The organism is Peribacillus aracenensis, from assembly GCF_025175645.1.
Taxonomy (GTDB): domain Bacteria; phylum Bacillota; class Bacilli; order Bacillales; family DSM-1321; genus Peribacillus; species Peribacillus aracenensis.
Genome location: NZ_JANZMJ010000002.1, coordinates 17,910 through 41,290, shown reverse-complemented (window position 1 = coordinate 41,290; position 23,381 = coordinate 17,910). Strand labels below are relative to the sequence as shown.

At 39.1% G+C, this 23,381-nt stretch carries 22 protein-coding genes; 10 read left to right on the top strand and 12 right to left on the bottom strand.

Annotated elements, in window-relative coordinates; all coding sequences use genetic code 11:
- Positions 1–46 precede the first annotated feature (46 nt).
- The 4 genes from galU (at position 47) to N0M92_RS02840 (ending at position 2,064) form a co-directional block, all read left to right on the top strand.
- Positions 47–910 carry a UTP--glucose-1-phosphate uridylyltransferase GalU gene (gene galU / locus N0M92_RS02855; RefSeq protein ID WP_260284370.1) on the top strand — a complete coding sequence of 288 codons (864 nt, stop codon included), beginning with the start codon at positions 47–49 and terminating at the stop codon, positions 908–910.
- A 275-nt stretch (positions 911–1,185) separates the two neighbouring features.
- A complete protein-coding gene (locus tag N0M92_RS02850) occupies positions 1,186–1,326 on the top strand; it encodes a bacitracin ABC transporter ATP-binding protein (RefSeq protein WP_260284369.1) in 141 nt (46 codons plus the stop codon).
- A 194-nt stretch (positions 1,327–1,520) separates the two neighbouring features.
- On the top strand, positions 1,521–1,670 hold the full coding sequence (locus N0M92_RS02845; RefSeq protein WP_260284368.1) for a hypothetical protein: 150 nt from the start codon (positions 1,521–1,523) through the stop codon (positions 1,668–1,670).
- 220 nt (positions 1,671–1,890) lie between these two features.
- Positions 1,891–2,064 carry a hypothetical protein gene (locus N0M92_RS02840; protein WP_260284367.1) on the top strand — a complete coding sequence of 58 codons (174 nt, stop codon included), beginning with the start codon at positions 1,891–1,893 and terminating at the stop codon, positions 2,062–2,064.
- Positions 2,065–2,351: 287 nt separating this feature from the next.
- On the opposite strand, the gene N0M92_RS02835 is transcribed toward N0M92_RS02840, so the two are convergent.
- Entirely contained in the window at positions 2,352–2,879 is a 528-nt protein-coding gene (locus tag N0M92_RS02835; RefSeq protein ID WP_260284587.1) for a dihydrofolate reductase family protein, read from the bottom strand.
- 589 nt (positions 2,880–3,468) lie between these two features.
- Between N0M92_RS02835 and N0M92_RS02830 the strand changes: the two genes are divergently transcribed.
- From N0M92_RS02830 to N0M92_RS02820, 3 genes are all read left to right on the top strand, one after another.
- Positions 3,469–4,800: an amino acid permease gene (locus N0M92_RS02830; RefSeq protein ID WP_260284586.1), complete on the top strand. Its 1,332-nt coding sequence runs from the start codon at positions 3,469–3,471 to the stop codon at positions 4,798–4,800.
- Between the two features lie 598 nt (positions 4,801–5,398).
- Positions 5,399–6,076, top strand: a complete 678-nt coding sequence (locus tag N0M92_RS02825; protein ID WP_260284366.1) for a FadR/GntR family transcriptional regulator — start codon at positions 5,399–5,401, stop codon at positions 6,074–6,076.
- Between the two features lie 13 nt (positions 6,077–6,089).
- Positions 6,090–7,316, top strand: a complete 1,227-nt coding sequence (locus N0M92_RS02820; protein ID WP_260284365.1) for a CynX/NimT family MFS transporter — start codon at positions 6,090–6,092, stop codon at positions 7,314–7,316.
- 304 nt (positions 7,317–7,620) lie between these two features.
- Here N0M92_RS02820 and yhbH read toward each other — a convergent pair whose 3' ends face one another.
- Entirely contained in the window at positions 7,621–8,790 is a 1,170-nt protein-coding gene (yhbH, locus tag N0M92_RS02815; protein WP_192203437.1) for a sporulation protein YhbH, read from the bottom strand.
- Between the two features lie 508 nt (positions 8,791–9,298).
- Positions 9,299–9,478 (bottom strand): hypothetical protein, encoded by a 180-nt coding sequence (locus N0M92_RS02810; RefSeq protein ID WP_063235975.1) that lies wholly within the window; start codon positions 9,476–9,478, stop codon positions 9,299–9,301.
- 118 nt (positions 9,479–9,596) lie between these two features.
- On the opposite strand from N0M92_RS02810, the gene N0M92_RS02805 reads away from it, so the two are divergent.
- Positions 9,597–9,806 (top strand): hypothetical protein, encoded by a 210-nt coding sequence (locus N0M92_RS02805; protein ID WP_063235974.1) that lies wholly within the window; start codon positions 9,597–9,599, stop codon positions 9,804–9,806.
- A gap of 210 nt (positions 9,807–10,016) precedes the next feature.
- Here the strand turns inward: N0M92_RS02805 and N0M92_RS02800 are convergent, their stop codons facing one another.
- The 3 genes from N0M92_RS02800 to N0M92_RS02790 all read right to left on the bottom strand — a co-directional run bounded on the left by N0M92_RS02800 (position 10,017) and on the right by N0M92_RS02790 (position 15,214).
- Positions 10,017–11,912, bottom strand: coding sequence for a PrkA family serine protein kinase (locus tag N0M92_RS02800; protein ID WP_034315159.1), 1,896 nt, complete (start codon positions 11,910–11,912; stop codon positions 10,017–10,019).
- Between the two features lie 512 nt (positions 11,913–12,424).
- Positions 12,425–14,059 carry an APC family permease gene (locus N0M92_RS02795; protein ID WP_260284364.1) on the bottom strand — a complete coding sequence of 545 codons (1,635 nt, stop codon included), beginning with the start codon at positions 14,057–14,059 and terminating at the stop codon, positions 12,425–12,427.
- 165 nt (positions 14,060–14,224) lie between these two features.
- Entirely contained in the window at positions 14,225–15,214 is a 990-nt protein-coding gene (locus tag N0M92_RS02790; protein WP_260284585.1) for a glutaminase, read from the bottom strand.
- Between the two features lie 410 nt (positions 15,215–15,624).
- Here N0M92_RS02790 and N0M92_RS02785 point away from each other — a divergent pair, with 410 nt between their 5' ends.
- Entirely contained in the window at positions 15,625–16,887 is a 1,263-nt protein-coding gene (locus N0M92_RS02785) for an ATP-binding protein (protein ID WP_260284584.1), read from the top strand.
- Positions 16,888–16,891: 4 nt separating this feature from the next.
- Positions 16,892–17,839, top strand: a complete 948-nt coding sequence (locus N0M92_RS02780) for a response regulator (RefSeq protein ID WP_260284363.1) — start codon at positions 16,892–16,894, stop codon at positions 17,837–17,839.
- Positions 17,840–17,917: 78 nt separating this feature from the next.
- Here N0M92_RS02780 and N0M92_RS02775 read toward each other — a convergent pair whose 3' ends face one another.
- From N0M92_RS02775 to trmL, 6 genes are all read right to left on the bottom strand, one after another.
- Complete coding sequence (locus N0M92_RS02775) at positions 17,918–18,925, bottom strand: FecCD family ABC transporter permease (RefSeq protein ID WP_260284362.1); 1,008 nt, start codon at positions 18,923–18,925, stop codon at positions 17,918–17,920.
- Positions 18,922–19,932, bottom strand: coding sequence for a FecCD family ABC transporter permease (locus tag N0M92_RS02770; RefSeq protein WP_260284361.1), 1,011 nt, complete (start codon positions 19,930–19,932; stop codon positions 18,922–18,924). Before N0M92_RS02770 ends, N0M92_RS02775 begins: the two co-directional genes overlap by 4 nt.
- Positions 19,933–19,998: 66 nt before the next feature.
- The gene (locus N0M92_RS02765; protein ID WP_260284360.1) at positions 19,999–20,919 is read right to left on the bottom strand and encodes an iron-hydroxamate ABC transporter substrate-binding protein; all 921 of its coding nucleotides are present in this window, start codon (positions 20,917–20,919) and stop codon (positions 19,999–20,001) included.
- A complete protein-coding gene (locus N0M92_RS02760) occupies positions 20,870–21,718 on the bottom strand; it encodes an ABC transporter ATP-binding protein (protein ID WP_192203431.1) in 849 nt (282 codons plus the stop codon). The genes N0M92_RS02765 and N0M92_RS02760 overlap by 50 nt, the downstream gene beginning before the upstream one ends.
- Positions 21,719–22,011: 293 nt before the next feature.
- Positions 22,012–22,761, bottom strand: a complete 750-nt coding sequence (gene nfsA, locus N0M92_RS02755; protein ID WP_260284359.1) for an oxygen-insensitive NADPH nitroreductase — start codon at positions 22,759–22,761, stop codon at positions 22,012–22,014.
- Positions 22,762–22,842: 81 nt separating this feature from the next.
- Positions 22,843–23,331: a tRNA (uridine(34)/cytosine(34)/5-carboxymethylaminomethyluridine(34)-2'-O)-methyltransferase TrmL gene (gene trmL / locus N0M92_RS02750; RefSeq protein ID WP_098370923.1), complete on the bottom strand. Its 489-nt coding sequence runs from the start codon at positions 23,329–23,331 to the stop codon at positions 22,843–22,845.
- Positions 23,332–23,381 lie beyond the last annotated feature (50 nt).

The following is a 23,381-nucleotide window of genomic DNA, read 5'->3' as shown; positions in this document are numbered from 1 at the left end:
GGTAGAACAAAAAGCATATTAAAGAAACTTAAAAAGGGGCTGGGCTATGATAAAGAAAGCGGTGATTCCAGCAGCCGGTTTAGGAACACGATTTTTACCTGCGACGAAAGCTCAACCAAAGGAAATGCTGCCGATTGTCGATAAGCCGACCATTCAATATATTATCGAGGAAGCGGTACAATCAGGGATTACAGATATTATCATCGTTACAGGGAAAAACAAACGTGCAATCGAAGATCATTTCGATAAATCCATTGAACTTGAAATGCTTCTGCAAATGAAAGGTCAAAATGAACTGCTTAAAATCGTGGAGAACATTTCCAACATGGTGGATATCCACTATGTAAGACAAAAGGAACCTTTAGGCCTGGGGCATGCAGTTTTATGTGCCAAAACTTTTATCGGAGACGAACCTTTTGCCGTCTTGTTAGGGGATGATATCGTGGATAGCCCGGTTCCAGCTTTGAAGCAGTTAATGGAACGGTATAACAAGGTTCGTACGAGCATTATCGGATGTAAGGATGTATCACCTGCCGATGTATCCAAGTATGGGATCGTAAATTTCCAAGGACGATATGAGGATATATTTCTGGTAAGAAACTTGGTGGAGAAGCCAAAAGTGGAGGATGCACCATCAACACAGGCGATTATTGGACGATATATTTTATCACCTGCGATTTTTAAAATCCTTGAAACCGCACAGCCCGATCGGAATGGGGAGATCCAGCTTACCGAAGCTTTAGACCTTCTGTTAGAAAAGGAACCAATATACTCGTATATCATCAAAGGAAATCGATATGACGTTGGCGATAAATTCGGCTTCCTCCAAGCTTCATTAGATTTCGCCATGAAACGACCTGAACTTCGTGATCAGCTAATAACATATTTAAGGCAGTTGTTCCCTAAATGAAATGAATATACCCCCGCCCAATTACCAAGAGGTAATTGGGCCATTTCCACATCGGGTTCACCCCTCTGGTTGTAAAATGATCCACTAACATATCCCCATACCCTAATCTCTAAGCGAAATATAACTGTTTATTATAAACGCTTCCGTGAAATGTAAAAGCGAGTGAAAATGTTCGCTATAGAAAGAATAATTTATTATCAGTGAGGTTATGTTGATAACGTATCCTTCATTATTGATCCTAACAACGATTTCCAGAAAGGGTTGTTGAAAAACACATGCACAAAAAAACTAATAATCCAATACTATCCGATGATTTTTTAGATCAAGTGGTTAAGGAAATCAATGCACAATTTGGCGGGCCCATTAATGAAAAAAATGATCGTTTCCTGCATGGGGACGATGAAGAAAGAACTTGAAACCCACATCATTAACCCACAGCTTTCATGAAAGACTCTGGCTCTATTCATCCAGAGTTTTTTTTGCTAACTGATGAAACTTTATTTTTTCATAGAATTATTTGCCCTTTCTTTAATGACTTGTCCAAACCGATTTAGCTTATCCTCATAGAATGATTATATGTAATTATTTTAAAGAAAGGGGAAAAACTACATTGAGCCGCGCTGATGATGTCTTCCGCACATCTCCAAAGGTTCCAAAAGGAAGGCTGATTTACGGACATAAAAAGGAGTTCCAAACTGATTCCATTGGCTTTCTGACCCAATTGGCCAAGGAATATGGGGAAGTCCTAAATTTCGTTTAAGACCATTCCAAAATGTTTATCATATTTTTTAATCCTGATTTAATAAAACAAATACTCATAACAAAACAAAAATCCTTCGTCAAATCCAAGGACTTCGAACCTGGAGCATCCAATATTTGAAACATTAAGAATGATCTCAAATAAAAATAACGTTCATAATGGTTCGATTAACTCCTATAACTGGCTGGCCTATTTTTTTATAGAAAGGAGGGATGAAAATATGTATATGTACCATTCACCACAGAAGGGAATCATCCACACTGAATTGCACTATTTAGGGATGGCCTCGCAGGTATATACCGGTTATTTGGAATTTATAAGCGAAATTGAACCGATACAAGAAACAGAAAACCTACAGCCGGCCCCTCTTCTCTTTTTAGATGAGAACGGATAGCCTCGTTAGCTTTTCCTATATTAAAGAAAACCGGCCTTGAAAGTAACCGGTTCTTTTACCTGTCACAAACTAATTAATCTAAAAAATGTAAGTTATGATGTACAACTATTTGCACCGAGTTTTTTTCGGTGATTTTAGTATATTTCAATAAAAAGAGCACAGTTATTTAAACTGTGCCCTTCCTTTTATTTATCTTTATTAACTATTATACTAAAACTCATCTTTAGTTATAAACATCGAACGGTTTTCAGTAATAAATGTAGTTAAAAAGGGAAAGATGACCAAAATCATTTTTTAATATAATGAAGCATAGCAAGTTGACCTAATTTTTCTACTTTCGTTAATGTGTATTTTAGAGCAATATCATCTCCCACATAAAGGGAAATCCCTTTCCCTAAAATAATAGGTGCAATGGCTAGTTGGAATTCATCAATTAAATTTTCTTTAAAAAATTCACGAGCTAAGTTTCCCCCACCAATTAACCATATATCTTTACCAGGCCTTTGTTTTATCTTTTTAATGAAAGTTTTGACATCTTCATCAATAAATGAAGCATATTCATCTGATCCACTAACAGATTTAGAAAATACATAATTTTTATAATCAATATAAGGATAATTTATATCAAATCCACGAATGACATCATAAGTTCCTTTTCCCATAACGACAGTATCAATTCTTTCCAGAAGTGCATTGTAGCCTGAATCTCCTTCTACCTCTGTTGATTCTAACCACTCCAATGTACCATCATCATTCGCAATATAGCCATCAATTGAAGTACCAATGTAAAAAATAATGTTACGCTGTTTTTTCATCAATCAACTGATCCCCCTCGGAACATAAACTTGATATTCCTTGATAATTCCTCTAGTCAAAATACCATTCCTAACAAGATTAAATCTCCACTAAATTCAATTCCCCCTTCTTTTACTAATAACCTGTATCGTAAGTTGAAGAAGAAAGAAGTATTCCATTGATAAAAATTGAGCTTCTTTTAAAGAAATCCCATTTATAATATACTCCCAAGAATACACCTTTTCCTTTGTTTCACCTGACTTAAATGGTTTGCAGAAGTTATAATATGTTCTAAGGATTGTAATAGCCATTTTTGATAATTAAACAACTGTGCCACCGTCGTAAAGGTATGGTTAACGTCTGACCCACTTATCAGTTTGCTTTTCGTTTGATTCATTTCATAAAACCCAATATTTTCAGATAATAAAGACTACTCTTCTTTCCTGATTGGGAATCTATTTCAATTCCCCTGCCTAAATTGACATTTTTCCGATTCATGTTATATTAACATATCACTTTAGTACGGAAAAGCATTCAATAATAGAAGAGCTTTTTTAGTTTTATTTATAGACTATTTTATTATAAAAATGAATGAAAGGCATGAATAAAATGGAGAAGACTCATCAAGATTTAAAAAAGGGCCTATTGCCACGGCATGTCCAGTTCATTGCTTTAGCAGGAATGATAGGAACAGGGATTTTTAAGGGGAGCTCCGATACATTAAATATGGCAGGTCCAAGTGTTGTATTAGCCTATATAATAGGGGGGCTATTGTTATTTATTGTAATGGCCGCATTAGGAGAGATGGCAACCGCTTTTCCTAATTTGAACGTGCAACATCTCATTAATAAAGCTTTTGGGTTTCAACTATCCTTCATAGTCGGATGGCTCTATTGGTTTAATTGGATTATCGTAATCATTGTAGAAATAGTCGCTGCCGGCAGTTTTCTACAATATTGGTTTCCTACGGTGCCATTATGGCTGTTAAGCATACTTTGCGCTTCAGTAATTATAGGAATTAATTTATTTCAAGTAAAATACTACGGAGAACTCGAATTTTGGTTCGCAGGAATTAAAATAATAACCTTAATTGCCTTTATTATTTTAGGAGCTTTGATCCTGCTGGGACTGTTTCCTAGTTCGGCTTCATTATCTAATTACACGGAACATGGTGGTTTTTTCCCCAAAGGAATTGACGGAATGTTAAGTGCACTTTTAGTGGTAATGTTTTCATATGGGGGCGCAGAATTAATTGGTGTAGCCGTCACGGAAACAAAAGATAGTCAGCGGGTCCTACCAAAAATAATTAAAGGGACAATATGGCGGGTGATCCTTTTCTATGTCTTGCCGATACTTATTATTTGTGGGGTAATACCTTGGAACCAAGTAAGCACTGAAATAAGTCCTTTCGTTCAGGTTTTCAGCTTATCGGGTCTTCCCGGAGCAGCCGATATTATGAATTTCGTTCTTTTAACTGCTGTGTTATCAGCTGCAAATTCAGGTATATACGCTACCTCAAGGACATTGTTCACTCTTTCCCAGAATGGGGAAGCGCCTAGAGCATTTTTAAAAACAACCAAAAAGGGTATCCCGCTTAATGGTATATTCCTAACTACATTATGTATATTGGCTGGTGTGTTTTTAACCTATTTGACTCCCGACCTGATTTTAAGCTACCTTATGGCCATTCCTGGATTCACAGTTTTATTATTATGGATCAGCATTTGTTCCGCGCAATTGAAGCTGCGTAATCAATACACTGGTAAACCAGGTTTCCGGGTAAAGTGGTACCCATATACAACTATATTAGCCATCACTGCTTTAAGCATCATCTTTTTGGCATTTATCTTCAATAAGCAAAACATCATTGGGACCACAGTGTGTCTTGTCACGTTAGCAATATTCATCCTTCTCTCTTTTATTGTCAAACAAAAAAAATAGAACTATTATATAAAAATCCCCTGAATTTAAATAGAGGATTTCAGACTGTGGGCAAACTCGATGCAGGTCGAATTTGTTTACAGTCTTTTTAGTGCTAGAACAATTTGAACGTAGGGCCATTCGCGCGGTCGGTCCGGAAACCTCCTCGGCGCCTTTGCACCTGCGGGGTCTCTCCTGCACTCGCTTTTCTAAGCAGGAGTCTCGAACACCTGCTCCAATCAACTTCGTTTAAAAAGTTCAGATAGAAACCCTTTTGTCTAAAAAGCGGATTCGGAACTGTATCATCCTGAACACTGATTTTAAAACAATACTTTTGATATACTTTATGGTTTTTTACTGTAATCCTTATTGGATGGAAGAAATTTGCGACACTCCTGCCGAATTACTGGCTAGCCGAGACACCACAGGCGCTTGCTTCGATGAGGCTTGGCAGACAGTCGGCGGAAAGGGAGCTGATTTCTCAAATCAACTGCGACTTTTTTCTGAAGAATAAAAGGAAACAAATTTGGATTTAAAATACTCCTTTTGCTCCATCTTCAATATACATATGTTAAAATAACCAATGAACCAATCATCCTACAAATTCGAGGTGTGAATATTGACCATATCTAAAACAAATCGCTTATCACTTGTAGAACAAGTCGTTTCCCAAATCGAATCGTTAATCGAATCAGGTGAATGGAAAATTGGAAATCAAATCCCCCCTGAAATGGATTTGATCCAACAGTTCGATGTAAGCAGAAATACATTAAGAGAAGCTGTACGGTCACTTGTTTATGCGGGCCTTTTAGTAACGAAACAAGGAAAAGGAACATTCGTAAGGTCATCAAGTGCCTTGGGGGCTGCTTTTGAAAGAAGGATCCAGCAGTCAAGTATATTAGAAACGTTAGAGGTCCGTCATGCCCTTGAAAGAGAGGGAGCTCAGTTAGCGGCATTAAGACGTAATCAAGAAGATATAGAACGATTGCAATATCATATATCAGCATGCAGTAAAGCTGCCAGGGCAAAGGATATCAAGGCTTACGAAGAAGCCGATATACAGTTACATAAATCGATTATGGCTTCATCACATAATGATTTATTGATTGATTTGTACGAACATATGGAACACTCCCTGCATGAATCCATCCACCAGATAGTGGAGATGAGTTCTGATGTGAACTTTCATTTGAACATTCATTGCAATCTTGTAGATGCCATCATCGAACAAGATGCGAACCGGGCAATCGAAACAGTGAATGAATACATTGCACAATTCAAAAAATCTTTAGAGTAAGTAAGGAGGAGTTATGGGCATTAACCAAGCAGCAAATCAACTAGAACAAACAAAAATGGATATTAAACCCAAGGTTGGACTACTCATCATCGGGATCATTCTTCTTGGGGCAAACCTGAGGGCTCCCTTAACATCTGTTGGCCCCCTTGTCACTTCGATCCGTGATAACCTGGGGATATCCAATACATTATCAGGTTCATTAACGACATTGCCTTTGCTTTCTTTCGCTTTATTATCACCATTTGCACCTAGGATAGCACGGCGTTTTGGAATGGAACTTACACTTTTCCTTTCCTTGATATTATTAACAATCGGGATTGGGGTACGCTCAGTTGGCGGAGTGCCGACATTGTTCATAGGGACCATTTTAATTGGGTTAGCCATTGCAATCGGCAATGTATTGTTACCCAGTCTGATCAAGCATAATTTTGCCAGGAATATCGGTTTGATGACAGGAACCTATGCTGTTTCCATGAATTTATGTGGCGCAATAGGTTCCGGTATCAGCATTCCCCTTGCTTCTTCATCGGGATTGGGATGGGCTGGTGCCCTTGGATGTTGGGGAATCTTATCACTTATCACAGTCTTCTTATGGATGCCGCAATTAAGACGGCCATTCAAGTCAGGTAAAGATGTGCAAACGGCACAAATGGATAAAAAGATTAACTTATGGCGTTCTGGGTTAGCCTGGCAGATAACATTCTTCATGGGGTTGCAATCGTTTATCTTCTATACAGTAATTACCTGGATGCCGGAAATCCTGGAGCAAAAAGGGCTGAACGCTGATGAGGCTGGCTGGATGCTATCCATCATGCAGCTTGCCGTCATTCCCATAACATTCCTTGTGCCAATTTTAGCTGGACGCCTACAAAGTCAGCGTCTGTTAGTGATCCCCCCTGTCGTCTTCCTTATCGCAGGGATATTCGGCATATTATATGGAAGCACTCTATTCATACCAGTATGCATGATATTGATTGGAATTGGGGTCGGAACCATATTCAGTTTATCCATGATGTTCTTTAGTCTTCGAACACAAAGCACCCATGAGGCGACGGAATTATCAGGAATGGCTCAATCATTCGGGTACCTCTTAGCTGCCATTGGACCTGTATTATTCGGATTGCTACATGACATTACACACAGCTGGACAGTTCCCTTATTGATGTTGGCCGCAATATCGGCACTTATTTTCATTGTTGGAATGCGTGCAGGAAATAATGAATATGTAACTACTCAATAAAACCAGTCATGAAATTTTTTAAAACAACCATACTTAATATAAGGGTATGGTTGTTTTTTGTCTTTCTTTGATTCTGTTCAACTTTATAAATATTGTGAATATAAAGCTTCAAACGAATGATATAAATATAGGAGATTTGAAAAGGCCGTTGCTTCTGTTGAGCAACGGCCTTTTCATCTGGTCTTATCCATCACCCTGACATTGCCAAAAGGAAGATTAGAAAAAAGACGTACAATGTGAATCGCACGCCTTTTTAATCTACAATTATTTTGATCTGAAAATTTCACTTACCACGTTTCCCTTTTTATGCATACTTCTTACTTTCCTCATCTTTAAAAAAGCTCTTCATTGCGTGGAAAACGTCAGCCTTTTGCTTAAGAATATAGTACCTGAATTTTTCATTATCGATATTTTTATAAGCTGTCATCAATGTCGAATGACGATTGTATTGATTGACTTCCCCATACCCGAACATATTGGAAACCTTCATGAGTTCTTCAACAAGCTTAACGCATCGGACGTTATCTGATGTTAGGTTATCACCATCGGAAAAGTGAAACGGATAGATATTAAACTTCATGGGGTCATATTTATGATCAATAAGTTCTAATGCTTTTCGGTATACGGACGAACAAATCGTACCGCCGCTTTCCCCTTTTGAAAAGAAATCCTCTTCCGGAACCACTTTCGCTTCTGTATGATGGGCAATGAACTCGATTTCCACCGTTTCATATTTTGTCCGCAAGAAACGGTTCATCCAAAAGAAAAAGCTTCGAGCCATATATTTTTCCCATAACCCCATACTTCCAGAAGTATCCATCATTGCCAGTACAACTGCTTTGGAATCAGGTTTCTGAATCTCATTCCAGGTTTTGAATTTAAAGTCTTCCTTATAAATAGGATGAAAACCCGGGTTCCCCGTTAAGGCGTTCCGTTTGAAAGCCGATATCATCGTTTTCTTTTTATCGATGTTTCCCATTAGGCCTGTCTTGCGGATATCGTTGAATTCGATGTGTTCAAGCGTGTGCTCCGCATGTTCTTTCCTCTGAAGATTAGGGAGTTCCAATTGACTGAACAGGGCTTCCTCCAATTCCATCATCGACACTTCGGCTTCATAATAATCCTCACCGGCCTTGTCACCCGCACCTTGGCCCTTACCGGCTCCTGCATCGGACGGTGAGCCATCCCTTGCGACTACATCCCCCACTTTACTGTCTCCATCGCCTTGCCCTACATGTTTGTTTTTATCATAGTTATAACGAATTTTGTATTCATCCAAGGAGCGAATGGGAATCTTGATAACATCCCGGCCATTGGACATTACGATGCTTTCTTCTGAAATTAGATCAGGCAAATTATTCTTGATTGCTTCCTGCACCTTTTCCTGATGACGTTGTTGATCATCAAAACCTTTCCGATGGAGGGACCAATTTTCCTGTGAGATAACATACTGTTGATTACTCTCTTCCGACATTCTCTTCCCCCCTTAAAAATGTTTGCACGCTTTTCATCATTCCTTCATATAATAAGTTAGTGTGGGAATGCCCACATCATTCCGGTTTTCCAATGAAAAATACAGTGCGAAAAAACGGATTAAAAGAAAAGTATTACTCTATCTTATGCAGCGATGCAGGATAATTTACAACAAAATTCAATAATGGACGTTTGCCTACGAACTAGACAAGTCTTGGCAAGGGCGTTATGGGCCCTATAAGGTTGTTTTCTAAATATTACTGTAAAATAAGTATTTCAAGAAAAAGAACAGACTTGATGATTATCAGGTCTGTTCTTTTTTAAAGCAGGTTTTATTTGTCGGATATAGGATATTTTAAAATATCTTTTTGAACTTAGCCACGTAATTGATCTGCAAAACAGAGACTTCCAAGGGCATCAAAAGCAATGAAATACAACAAAAAAGGTGCTCCAGTAGTTTTTCTGGACACCTTTTTAAACAGATAGAATGATTCTGGTTGTGATATTCGTCAATCTTTATCTTCCTCAATTTCATGTTGAACTGTACCTGGGCGTTTATCCCACTCTTTCAATTCTTCATTCGTTCTTTGATTTTCCATCTGCTTCCCCAGTTCTTTCATCTCTTCATAATCCTTGGCCATGGAGCTGTTTTCCGGAACATGTTCTTTTTTCAATTCCTCTTTACTCATTTAACATCACCCCTACTTATTGATACCCAATATTTCCAAATCCAAAACGTAACATATCTTATGGAAATATCGGGTATAGATAAAACATCATGAGCAAATCTAAGGAGGTGCAGGAATTATGCAAACAACTACACTTTATGTAAAGGAAGCAACGTCAGAAGGTCCGATTTTAAATCTGGAGTCCATACTTTTGAAAACGGAAGGTGTGGAACGTGCAATCATCGATGTTGATGATGGGGAAATTAAAATCGATCATAGCGAAGACAAGCTATCACCGAATCAACTTATTACACTTATTGAGCAGTATGGCTTGAATGTAACTAAATAGAAATCAAAAGCACCGGGCTCCCCTTCATACCGTAGGGCCCGGTGCTTTGTTTGGTTCATTATTTCTCATTCCTTGTCAAGGCACCCTTTAACACTTTCAAAAGGTGGATGATTTTAATGTAATTCAGAGGAATTGATTGGATTTCCTCTAGCCTTTCGCAAAAGGGGATAAACCCCTGCCCGATATGGGGCAGGGGCAAAAAATTATGGATTACCGATTTAACAAGCTGCCCACATAGCGCAGCAAATCATTGGCTGAAGTGGAATTATATCCGTGCTCATCGATAAGTCTCGTGATGACCTCGTTCACTTTCTTCAGTTGCCTTTCGTCTGGTGTCTTAGTTGAGGTAGTGATCTTAACGACATCCTTCAAATCCGCGAATAGTTTTTTCTGGATCGCTTCCCGTAAACGATCATGGGAATTATAATCGAATCTCTTCCCTTTACGCGCATATGCAGAAATGCGAATCAATATTTCTTCGCGGAATGCTTTTTTCGCATTCTCGGATATTCCAATTTGCTCTTCTATCGAGCGCATCAATTTTTCATCAGGGTTGATTTCCTCCCCAGTCAATGGATCGCGCAGCCTTGATTTATTGCAGTATGCTTCGACATTATCAAGATAGTTATCCATGAGGATCTTCGCCGACTCTTCGTACGAATAAACAAATGCCTTTTGCACTTCATTTTTTGCAATGGCATCGTATTCTTTCCGTGCCAGTGAAATGAAATTCAAATACCGCTCCCGAAGTTCGTTCGTAATGGACGGATGCTGGTCAAGACCTGCCTTTAATGACATAAGTACATCCAATGCATTAATGGACGGATTTTCCTTCCGAATGATCGTAGAGGAAATTCGGTTAATCACGTAACGCGGATCGATTCCGCTCATGCCTTCATCCTGGTATTCTTTTTTCAATTCATTGATGTCTGCGGAATTAAATCCTTCGACATTTTCCCCATCATAGAGCCTCATCTTTTTCACTAAATCGATATCGCCCTTTTTGGGATCCTTCAGGCGGGTCATGATGCTGAAGATTGCCGCCACCCTTAATGTATGCGGGGCTATATGAACATCCGAGACATCACTTTCACGGATCATTTTTTCATAAATCTTTTCTTCCTCGGTAACCTTAAGATTATATGGAATAGGCATGACAATGATACGGGAATGCAATGCTTCATTTTTCTTGTTGGAAATGAACGCTTTATACTCCGTTTCATTCGTATGAGCCACAATGAGTTCATCTGCACTAATCAATGCAAAACGGCCAGCTTTAAAATTCCCCTCTTGTGTCAATGATAGCAAATGCCATAAGAACTTCTCATCACATTTCAGCATCTCCTGGAACTCCATCATCCCGCGGTTCGCCTTGTTCAGCTCACCATCAAAGCGATAGGCACGCGGATCTGATTCCGATCCGTATTCGGCAATGGTCGAAAAATCGATGCTGCCCGTCAAATCAGCAATATCCTGTGACTTAGGGTCTGAAGGACTGAATGTTCCAATTCCAACACGCTTATCCTCTGAAAGGAAAATACGCTCGACCATCACATCTTCAATCCTGCTTCCATACTCCTGTTCTAACCTCATTACATTCAGCGGCGATAGGTTTCCTTCAATCCGGATCCCATATTCTTCAAAAAAATCATCCCGTAAATACTGCGGAATGAGATGCAGTGGATCTTCATGCATCGGGCATCCTTTTATTGCATAAATCGCGCCAGAGTCTTTTAATGAATAATTTTCAAGTCCACGCTTCAGTAAAGAAACGAGTGTGGACTTCCCACCTGATACCGGACCCATGAGAAGCAATATCCGCTTACGGACATCGAGCCGCTTTGCCGCTGGATGGAAATATTCCTCGATGAGCCTCTCCAGTGAATCCTCTAGTCCAAACAACTGACCGCTGAAAAAATTGTATTTCTTTGTCCCATTTACTTCCTCTATCCCTGCATCTCTGATCATGTTGTATACACGTGAATGAGCAGATTGAGCAACTAAAGGCGTTTCTTTCAATATTTCTAAGTACTCTGCGAAGGTGCCTTCCCACTTCAGCTTCTGTTCATCTTCTCTAAATTTTTCGATTTTCTTTAAAATATCCATTAAGGAACCTCCCCCTGTCACTTTCAGAGAATACTTAAATCTATGCTCCAAGTCTGACAAACATGTCAGACTTTAAAAAGTGGCCGGGCAATGTTTCGAATCCCCCTTGACTCTCCATGTATCGAAAAAGGCTTAATCATTGAGAATTGATGATAAATATGCTGACAAGAAAATTTGTGTGCACTACTGCTAAAAATTAGGGTATACTAAGCCTATACTTAAGTGGGACAATATGGGTAAAGGGAGGTCATAATATGGGCACAGTTGTTATCGTTGGAGTTGCTATTACATTTTTAGCCGCTATCTTCACTGCCGGATATGAAGATAAACCAGGTGTGAAATAAAAGAATAACAGCCTTTTCTTACATTCCAAAAAGGGTGACGGCAAATTAAATTTGCCGTCACCCTTTTTAGTATCCTCATCAATATAAATAGAAAGAAGCACTTTCGATGTCATTCTACGAATGTAATAGCTTATTGGAACATGCTAACCAATGAAGTGGATTCATCATTTATACAGCGTTCTTTTTATCAGTTTGAGATGCAACGTCGTTCTCCATCGATCTCAAGTCTTCATTTACTTTTTGTCCTTGTTCCAAATATTCTGTTTGGAATCCACTCTTTATTGCCCAACTATAAAACCCTAAGGCTAAACATGTAATGATGACCATATCCCAACCAAATGGGATTATATTTAGTCCTCCAAACTTTTCACTGCCTAAGTATGAAACGGTCATCATACAGAGTAAGTAAACAACCATCCAAAGCCCAGCCGAAAAGTTTTGACGGAATCCCTTCCATTTCATTTTTGATTGATAATAGAAATAAATGGGAAGACCAATCATAATGATAAATAATACTTGTCCTGTCAGCGGCCATCTTGCCCAATATAGAACCAAGGAAGCGAAAACAAAACCAAGTGGTGCAATGATGCTTAATCCTTTTAGACGTAATGGTCTGTACAAATTCTGACCTGTGCGCCTTAATGTCATAACTGTGACTGGACCTGTAATATAAGAAACTAATGTCGCAACCGAAATAACCTCTGCCAAAACGCCCCAGCCTCTAAACATGAATAAAAATAAGAAAGATACCCCTAGATTCAAAAACATGGCTTGACGAGGGATTCCATAAAGTGGATGCAATTTCCCAAAAACGCTTGGCAAATATTTATTCTTTTCCATTCCATAAAGCATTCGTGACGTTGTTGCCGTGTATGTTATTCCTGTCCCGGATGGAGAAATAAATGCATCCACATATAGTAAAATAACTAACCAGTTTATGCCTAAAACAATTGCTAAGTCAGCAAACGGTGAATTGAAATTCAAATGTTGCCATCCGTTCACGATCATGGACGGATCCACGGCTCCTATAAACGCAACCTGTAATAAAACGTAGATGACCGTTGCAATTAAAATGGATCCAATTACGGCAATTGGGATCGAACGTCCAGGATTCTTTGCCTCACCTGCCATATTAATTGGACTTTGAAAACCGTTAAATGCAAAGATGATACCAGAAGTTGCTACAGCTGTAAGTACACTTGCCCAACCATTTGGAGCCATGCTTCCTGCAGAGGTAAAATTGGATCCATGAAACCCTGCAAATAAAAGTGACCCAATCGTAAGTCCAGGTATAATAACCTTAAACACCGTAATAAATGAATTAGCTTTCGAAAACAAACTAACTGTCCAGTAATTTAATAAAAAGTACACGATCAGTAAGGCAGAGGCAATTGCCAGGCCTCCCCCAGTAAGACTTCCGTTTTCCACCAATCCATGTGTCCACCGTGCCCATTCCCATGGCCATGAGCTCATATATTGAACAGAAGCGATCGCTTCAACTGGAATCACGGAAACGATTGCAATCCAGTTTGCCCAACCTGCAAGAAACCCTAAAAAAGAACCATGAGAGTATTGCGTGTATTTTACCATTCCCCCAGCTTCAGGAAACATAGATCCTAATTCACTGTAAGAAAGTGCGATAAATAAAATAACGACCATCCCGATAATCCAAGAGATAATGGCAGCGGGTCCTGCGATTTGCGCCGCTCTCCAAGCTCCGAATAACCAACCTGAGCCAATAATAGACCCGAGTCCTACCATCGTTAACGAAAACGTTCCCATCTTTCGCTGCAAATTATTCATATGTTCATCACCATGCTTTCCAAAATTATTCCTTTATAATAAGGTCCTTAAAGTAATTGGATTTATGATTCGTCTCAAGTACATTCAACTGAATCTTAAAGTAATTGTGCATTACATAACCTTTTGTTAAAGATTACCTTTTTATAAGAATAAATTTCCCTGCTTTTAGAAAATACTTAGATCCCATTCCTGTGCCATTTGTTTCAATAACATACTACCTGTTACACTATTCCCATATTCATCAATAGCAGGTCCATATATGCCAATGCCACATCCATCTTGAAAAGGCATTCCGCTTCGGGCACTTGGAGGAACCAGTGCCATAATCCCGCCAGATACTCCACTTTTGGCTGGCACCCCAACAAAAGCCGCAAATTTCCCCGAAGCATTGTACATACCACAAGTGAGCATTAATGCTTTGGCCAGCTTAGCCACTTTTTTAGGGAGTACTTGTTCTTTACGAATAGGATGGTATCCATCTTGTGCAAGAATCAGTCCAAGCAAGGCTATGTCTTCTGTGGTTACTTCTATGGAACATTGCTTGAGGTAAACCTCTAAAGCTTCCTCTACATCCGACTCTAAATAATTCGTCTCTTTTAAATAGTGGGCTAAAGCTCTATTTCTATGGGAAGTTTGCCACTCAGATTGATATACTTCCTCATTGATGGTTGGGCGCTTCCCTAACAAATTTTCAAATAATGCATAGAGAAATTCCAATTTTTTTCGTGAAGAATCCCCTGGGAGAAGCGATGCTATGGTAATCGCCCCTGCATTTATCATAGGATTGAATGGCTTTCCCGGCTTATGCATTTCTAAACGAATAATTGAATTGAAAGCATCCCCGGTTGGTTCCACATCGACCCTCTCTAGCACATAAGAAATGCCGCACCCCAAGCATGCGGCTATAAAGCTGAGCACTTTTGAAATACTTTGCAGCGTGAAAGGGACTTCCCAATCCCCTGTCTTGATCATTGTTCCACCAGGCTCCAATATGCAAATGCCCAATTGCGGTAAATGTGCATTTCTCAATGCCGGTATATAATTGGCGGTTTGCCCTTCAGTAGCAAAGGATCTGTAATGTGCTACCCATTCATCTAAGTCGGCTATTCTTTGACTATTAACATGAATGTCATACTCTTTTGACAATTCTTCGATCACACTCTTCCACCTCTTCAGTTGTTGTATCATTTTTTTTCAATATGAGCGTCTTTCCGAATGCCATCAAGCTTACTTATAATAGATTCGATGAAGACATAATGAATATTCTAAATATTATTAAGCGCTTTCAAATATTTCTATCTACCGTTCATTTTAAATTGGGAACTACATAATCATACAAAAACCTACAAAATCAAAAAATAAAAAACCACAAAAAAACGTGTTTATTTCACATATAGAAAAAAGATTGGGTTTGCCATAATCGGTAATAAGCCGTTCTATTCAGAAACAAAGTAAGCGTTGTATTGAAGCCGATGAAACTGTATACTGATTTTTTAAACAAATTGGGTGGTGACGACTTGAATCTCAGTACGTTAATGAAAAAAGAGGTCAATATCCTTGCTTTGATGTTGTTAACAGTGCCGTTAGCAGGCGAATTGAATTTTTTCCCTTTAAATGAAACGTTTCGGGTAAGCTTTGGTCCGCCTGTACTTTTCTTCTTTTTACTATTATTACAGAAAACACCTGCCATTTTTTCAGGCTTCCTGACAGGAACAACGGTTGTGGTATTTCGTATTCTAATAGATTTTTTCATGCTTGATAGTTTTTCCTGGTCTTCCTCTTTTCAAGTCCATTTTCCAAGTTTCTTTTTTTATTTCACCTACTCCTTTCTTTTTTATTTAGTGAAAATCAATCGCTTTCAAAACCGATCGTTGATTATTGGATTTATTGGTCTTATTATCGAAATTTTGTCTGACTCAATAGAATTAATCTTTCAATATATTGTATTAGAAACAACAATTACGTTAGGTTCACTAAACGAGATGATCATGATCGCATTCGCCCACAGTTTTATCGTTTTAAGCTTTTTTAATATGATGAAACTATATGAAGCACAATCAAGGGAACGGCAAATCAGAAAACAAAATGAACATATGCTGATGCTCATATCCAATTTATACGAGGAAACGATCCACTTAAAAAAAACATTAAAAAATGCAGAGAATATTACAAAGAAATCGTATGATTTGTATCGAGAATTAAAAGCATTGGAAAAACGGGAAAAGCACTTTCATGTTCCTATAGAGCCATATAGTCAAAAAGCATTGCGCATCGCGGGTGAAATGCATGAAGTCAAGAAAGATAATCAACGAATTTTTGCTGGTCTCTCCAAATTGATTTCCAATGAGAGCTTTAGGGATTATATGAATGCTGCTGAACTTTTTCATTTAATCATCCGAATTAATGAAAAATATGCCTTATCATTAGGAAAGGATATTCAATTTGAATACTCATTAGATGGAAAAAACGATTCACATTATCATGTATATACCGTGTTATCCCTTTTCAATAATTTAGTCGCTAATGCAGTGGAAGCAATTAAAGAAAAGGGAATCGTACATTTAAGTTTGAGTGAAAGTCGCGACAATGTAGAATTCAGGGTTGCTGATACCGGACCTGGAATTCCTCAAAAATATCAGACTGTCATATTCAAACCTGGATTCACTTCAAAATATGATCATTTTGGGACACCTTCAACAGGGATTGGTCTCTCATATGTTAAAGAAGTCGTAAAAGAACTGGGAGGCGATATCCTGTTTGAGAATAGTTTTAACGGTGCCGTTTTTTCAATAAAATTACCCATTCATAAGTTGATCCAGAAGGGATGATTCCATGCGTTTTTTTATAACAGATGATGATTGTGCGATACGTTCAAACTTGAGCCAAATTATTGAGAACGAAGATTTAGGAGAAGTGGTGGAGGAAGCCGAGGATGGAAGTCTATTAGAAGGACATATTTTGAATTTAAAACAAATCGATATACTATTTATTGATTTATTAATGCCGATCCGGGATGGCATTGAGACACTTCGTCATATAAAAAATACATTTAACGGGAAAATAATAATGATTTCGCAGGTTGAATCAAAGGATCTGATTGGTGAGGCATACTCACTTGGAATCGATTATTATATTACTAAACCAATCAATCGTATTGAAATATTAACAGTCATCCGAAAAGTCATGGAACGCATTCATTTAGAAAGATCGATCACAAATATCCAGGCCTCATTAAACAGTGTATTTAACTTTGAACAACCAAAAGTTGATAAATCCAATCGTTATAATGAAAAAAGTATAAGAGAGGTGGGTGAGTTCCTTTTATCGGAATTAGGGATCGTTGGAGAAAAGGGTGCAAAAGATTTAATCGAAATGCTGCAATATTTATTTATGTATGAACGGACTTTTACTTTTGGAAGGCATTTTCCGACCCTTAAAGATATCTTTGTAGAAATCACCAAAAAAAAGCTCGGCACATCAGCTTTGCAGGTTGATATCAACCGGGAAATAAAAGCTGCCGAACAGCGAATACGCAGAACGATTAACCATTCGTTAAATCATTTTGCTTCGCTCGGTTTAACGGATTTTTCAAATCCGAAGTTTGAAAATTACGCTTCTAAATTTTTTGATTTCACAGTCGTTCGTCAAAAGATGAAAGAACTGCAAAATGATTCAACAATAGTCCTTACACCTACCCGGGTAAATACAAAAAAATTTATTCAAGTGTTTTATTTCGAAGCGAAACGATTGAGTCCTGATGAAATAATTAGATATACATAATCCTGATTAAAACAAAAAACGGAAGCACTGAAAAGACATAAAATCCCCTGAAAAATTTCAGGGGATTTTTGCAAGATTTTATTTTTTCAACAATAAATACATGAAATAAGGAGCACCGATCAATGCAACCATGATACCTGCAGGAATCCCCTCTGGTTCAATTATATTACGGCCTATTGTATCGGCAAGCAACAATAGCCATCCACCGATTAAAATGGCAACCGGAATGAATAATTGATTTCGAGGTCCTACCAAAGATTTTGCTATATGCGGGGACATGAGTCCAATGAATGCAATTCCGCCTGTAACAGCAACGGCAGCCGCAGCCAATGCTACAGCCGTGATTAGCAATATGATCCGCTCCTTCTCAATCGATACACCGACCCCAATTGCGACCGGTTCACTTAAACCAAGCAGATTCAAACGATTTGCTTTATATAAAGTGAATGGAATGAGAATGATTAACCATGGAAGAACTGCCCAAATGAAAGGCCAATCCGTTCCCCATATATTTCCCGCCAACCATTTTGCAATGAAATCGACTTTGGCTCGTTCCGCTGATGAAATGAGGACAATCATCAGGCCTGAAAGCGCCATTGAAAAACCAACCCCGATCAACACTAACCGAACGGGTTCAAGGCCGCTCCTTCTCTTAAATGAGAGGATATATATTAAACAGGCCGTCAATAACGCGCCGATAAAACCGACAAGCGGAACCATATAAACAAATGATCCAGCGTCAAGCGGGAAAAACAGAAAGAAAGCGGCTATGGCAACACCAGCTCCAGAGTTGATCCCGATGATTCCGGGATCGGCCAAATCATTACGTGTGATTCCTTGAAGGATGGCTCCCGACAGTGCCAGGGCCATGCCTGCTAAAATGGTAATGATGATTCGTGGTAATCGGACGGAAAATAATATGAATTCCTCTTTAAATGTCCCTTGCCCGAAAAGCGTTGGAATCAGTCGCCCTAAAGAAAGATTCGAATATCCCGAACACGTTCCTATAATGATCGTAATGATAATGAGTGCGGATAGTGCACCTACTATCCATCGCTGTTTTTTGACTAAAGCTGACTGGATCATGAAAATGCTTTACCTCCTTTGCGCACGATTAGGAGGAAGAAAGGTAAACCTATCATCGCAACAATCGCTACCACAGGTGTTTCATATGGAGAATTGATTGTACGGCCGATCGTATCGGCAAGTAGCATGAAAGTGGCTCCTAAAATCGCTGACATAGGCAGGATGAATCGATAATCCGTACCAACGAAAGCCCGGACCATATGGGGGACCATTAAGCCGATGAATACCATATTTCCAACAAGTGCAACGGCAGCGCCTGCCAGGAGAACGATGACTACGAAGAGTACCGCCTTTATTTGTGTGGTCTTTTGGCCTAATCCTACCGCCACTTCTTCACTTAAGCTTAGTATGGTGAGCTGTCTGGAAAAGAAAAGGGAAATCAGGATGCCAATTAAAATGAACGGGACGATTACACGAAGCTGGCCCCATGATGTTCCGATATTCCCGCCTGCAGTCCACATCGATACATCTTTTGATACTTTGAAATAAAGGCCGACCCCTTGCGAAACGGCAAAAAGGAATGCAGAGACTGCAGCACCAGCCAATACGATCCGTAAAGGAGAAAATCCTCCCTTTTTCATCGCACCGATCCCGAAAACCATGGTTGCCCCCACCGCGGAACCTATAAAACACGCAATCATGATCCCTAAATTATTGGCATTTGGAATAAATGCCAAAGTAATGGCGAGACCTGCATTGGCTCCTGCCGTCAATCCAAGCAACCCCGGATCAGCAAGTGGATTCCTAGTCATTCCCTGCATGATGGCACCGGAAACGGCAAGTGCTGCACCCACAAAGATTGCCCCCACTTCACGAGGGAAACGGATTTCCCGAATGATTGAAAGTTTTTCACCAGCAGCATTCGATGTCAGTGCTTGCCAGACATCTTTTACGGTAACATCCGCAGCACCAAATGCCATTGAAATAATGAACATGCCTATGAATAGAGCGATCCCTATGATCAGTTTATATATAAATGGGATGAAACGTTGATTTTCATTAGTCATCTGTCTCTCTCATCTCTTTTTTATAGAATAAAAGGAGAGGAATTGGAATCCCTCTCCCTCGCTGTATTATTTTCCAAGAAAACTTTTGGAAAAGAAGTCTAATTGATATTCTAATGTTATTGGATCATTGAAGTAGAATTTTTTTGCATCAGCTTCATATAGTTGATTGTTTTTAACGGCAGGTATGTTTTTAAACGTATCTGTTTGCTGGAATGAATTGTCCTGATCTTTGTTATTGCTCAAAATCACATAATCACCGGCATAGTCTTTCAGGACTTCTAATGATAAGGCAAAGTAACCATCTTTCAATGCCGTTTCTTTTACCTTTTCAGGCATGCCCAATTTCATTTCTTGATAAAGGATTTCCGTTCCACGTCCCCAATTATCGCCGTATACATAGAACTGTTTGTCAAACTTTTCGAAAACGGAAACGGTAGCATCTTCTCCAATTTTAGCCTTAATTTCATCACCGGTTGTTTTTGCCCGTTTTTTGAAATCATCCACCCATGCTTGAGCTTCTTTTTCTTTATTCAAAAGTTTACCAATTTCTACATGTTGTGTTAAATAGTCCACTTTTCCGTATGTATACGTTACAGTTGGAGCAATTTCCTTTAATTTATCAACATTTTTAATCGTTGATAAACCAATGATTAAATCCGGATTCAACTCGATGATTTTTTCCAGGTTTTCGTCCGTTACTTCCTCGACATTTTTTAACTCTTTAAAGTTCGGGTTCATTTTAGACCACGAATCAACGCCTACAAGGTTAACATCCAATGCCATTACGTTACCTGCGAAAGAAGATAGTACTAAAACACGCTGAGGATTTGCCGGAACTTCAACAGGACCATTTTCAGATTGATATGTGATAGTACCTGATTTTTCCTTTTTTGAATCGGTGCTTTTTTCTTTTTCGGCTGACTCGTTACCACAAGCACTAATAATTAACACTAACAGCAGTATAAACGGGATCATTATCTTTTTCATTTGTTGTCAAATCTCCTTTTAATAAATTATATGTGCTGCACATTGGTTTGTTCGTTCGTTGATCTCGCCCGATTACCGCATCAATATGGAATACTTCCTTAAGCACTTCATGAGTGATGACTTCTTCGCAATCACCCGCTTTGACTATTTCCCCGTCCTTTAAGGCAATGATATAGTCGGCAAAGCGAGCAGCTTGGTTTAAATCATGAAGAACCATGACGATTGTACGTCCCTGTTCTACATTCAGCTTCTGTAATAATTCTAGAACCTCCAGTTGATGCGCCATATCCAAATAAGTGGTCGGCTCATCCAGGAAAATGATTTCCGTTTCCTGGGCAAGGGCCATGGCAATCCAAACACGCTGGCGCTGACCTCCTGAAAGAGCATCCACCGGACGGAACTTGAAGTCTTTCGTTCCGGTCACTTCAAGTGCCCAATCGATCACATCATAGTCTTTTTGGGTCAGGCGCCCAAAACCTTTCTGATAGGGAAAACGCCCATATGATACGAGCTCCCCAACCGTCAATCCGCTTGCACTCTCGGGTGTCTGCGGAAGTATGGCCATTTTTCTTGCAAGGATCTTAGTGCTTTCTTTTGAAATATTCACTCCATCTAAAACAACCGAACCTGATTGATTTGGAATGATCCTGGTGATCGCTTTCAAAAGTGTGGATTTTCCACATCCATTTGAACCGATGATCGTTGTGATTTTTTTATCTGGAATTTCCACACTGAGATCTTTTACAATTAAACGTTCACCATAACCAATATTTAAATTCTCTGTATATAGGCGAACCATTTTTTAACCTCCATTTACTGAAAAATAGATAAGTAAAAACTCCAAATGAAAATGATTATCATTATCCATTACCTAATTACTATAATTCTATCTATATATATTGTCAATGGTAATTTCATGGGTATATAAGAAGAAATTCTGCCGGGATTTTTTGAGCCGAACCGTATACAAATGAAAACGGTAAAGATCCCGGAAACATTTCCGGGATCTTTACCGTTTGGCCCATACTCGGGACTTTGAAAGATGGTCTTTTATGGGAAGGCAAGAATATTCCTAATAGGCACTTTCATCAATCAATGTTTCTTAAAACCTTGTTTCTCAACGTAATCTTTCATGTACAACCTGCTTTTCTTTCCAAGCATTCCAGCCATTTGCTCGGTCCAGGTGTCTTTTCGTTTACCTTTAGTCCGTTGCTCGTAATAGCTGGAAATCGTTTTATTATACTCTCCAAGTTGTCCGATGAACTCCTGCTTATCCTCCTGATATCCATTTTCATGATAGATATTGGCCAGCGGCAAACGCGGCTTTTTATCCGAACGGTTTTTCGGATATCCGACAACTAGACCGAATAATGGCATAACGCGATGCGGTATATTCAAAATCTCTGACACTTCCGGGAGATGATTCCGGATCCCGCCTATATAGCAAATGCCAAGATCCATCGATTCTGCTGCCAATGCTGCATTTTGAGCCGCAAGAGCAGCATCGATACAGGCAACCATGAATTTCTCCGTACTTTCAATCGATTCGGACAGGTCCGTGTTTTCCATTTCGGAAACCATATCCTGACGATATAAATCGGCGCAAAAGACGAATAGATGTCCATTCTTCTCTACATATGATTGTGGTCCGGCAAGTTCAGCAAGCTTGGCTTTCTTATCGGGATCGGTTACCCCTATGATTGAATACGCTTGGATATAGCTTGAAGTCGATGCCGCTTGGGCACATTCCACAATCGTATTGATTTGCTCCTCAGACAATAACTTGTCCTCAAAAGAACGAATGGAACGGTGATCTAAAATCTTCTCAATAATGTTATTCAATGCTCCCACCCCTTAGGAATATGTAAAATATCCATCATCGGGGCTCAAATGTCCCCGATGACAGTATGACATTAGTGAAACTCAACCTTTTGTTTTCAAATCCAATTCACGGTAATTTTGCTGTCTCAGTGCTTCATAAACCAAGATGGCAGCCGTGTTCGACAGATTAAGGGAACGTACTTTATCCGTCATCGGAATCCGAAGGCAACGATCCATATTTTCTTGGATCAGCTCTTTCGGGAGACCCGTCGTTTCACGGCCAAAAATGAAGTATATTTCACTGTCTTGATCACTGTAATCGAAGCTGGAATGCGGCTGTTCCCCGAACTTCGTTAAGTAATAAAATTCACCGCCGGCATTTCTTTCATAAAACTCTTCTAACGAATCATAATAATGGATCTTTACATTTTCCCAATAATCGAGACCGGCCCGTTTAAGCTGTTTGTCATCCGTCGAGAAACCGAGCGGGCGGATGAGATGTAAAGACGTATCCGTCCCTGCACATGTTCTTGCGATATTTCCTGTATTTGCTGGAATCTGTGGCTGATATAAAACTACATGTATTGACACTTCATTTTCACCTCTAGTTTGAACTTCACCTTAATTATAGCATTAAACAA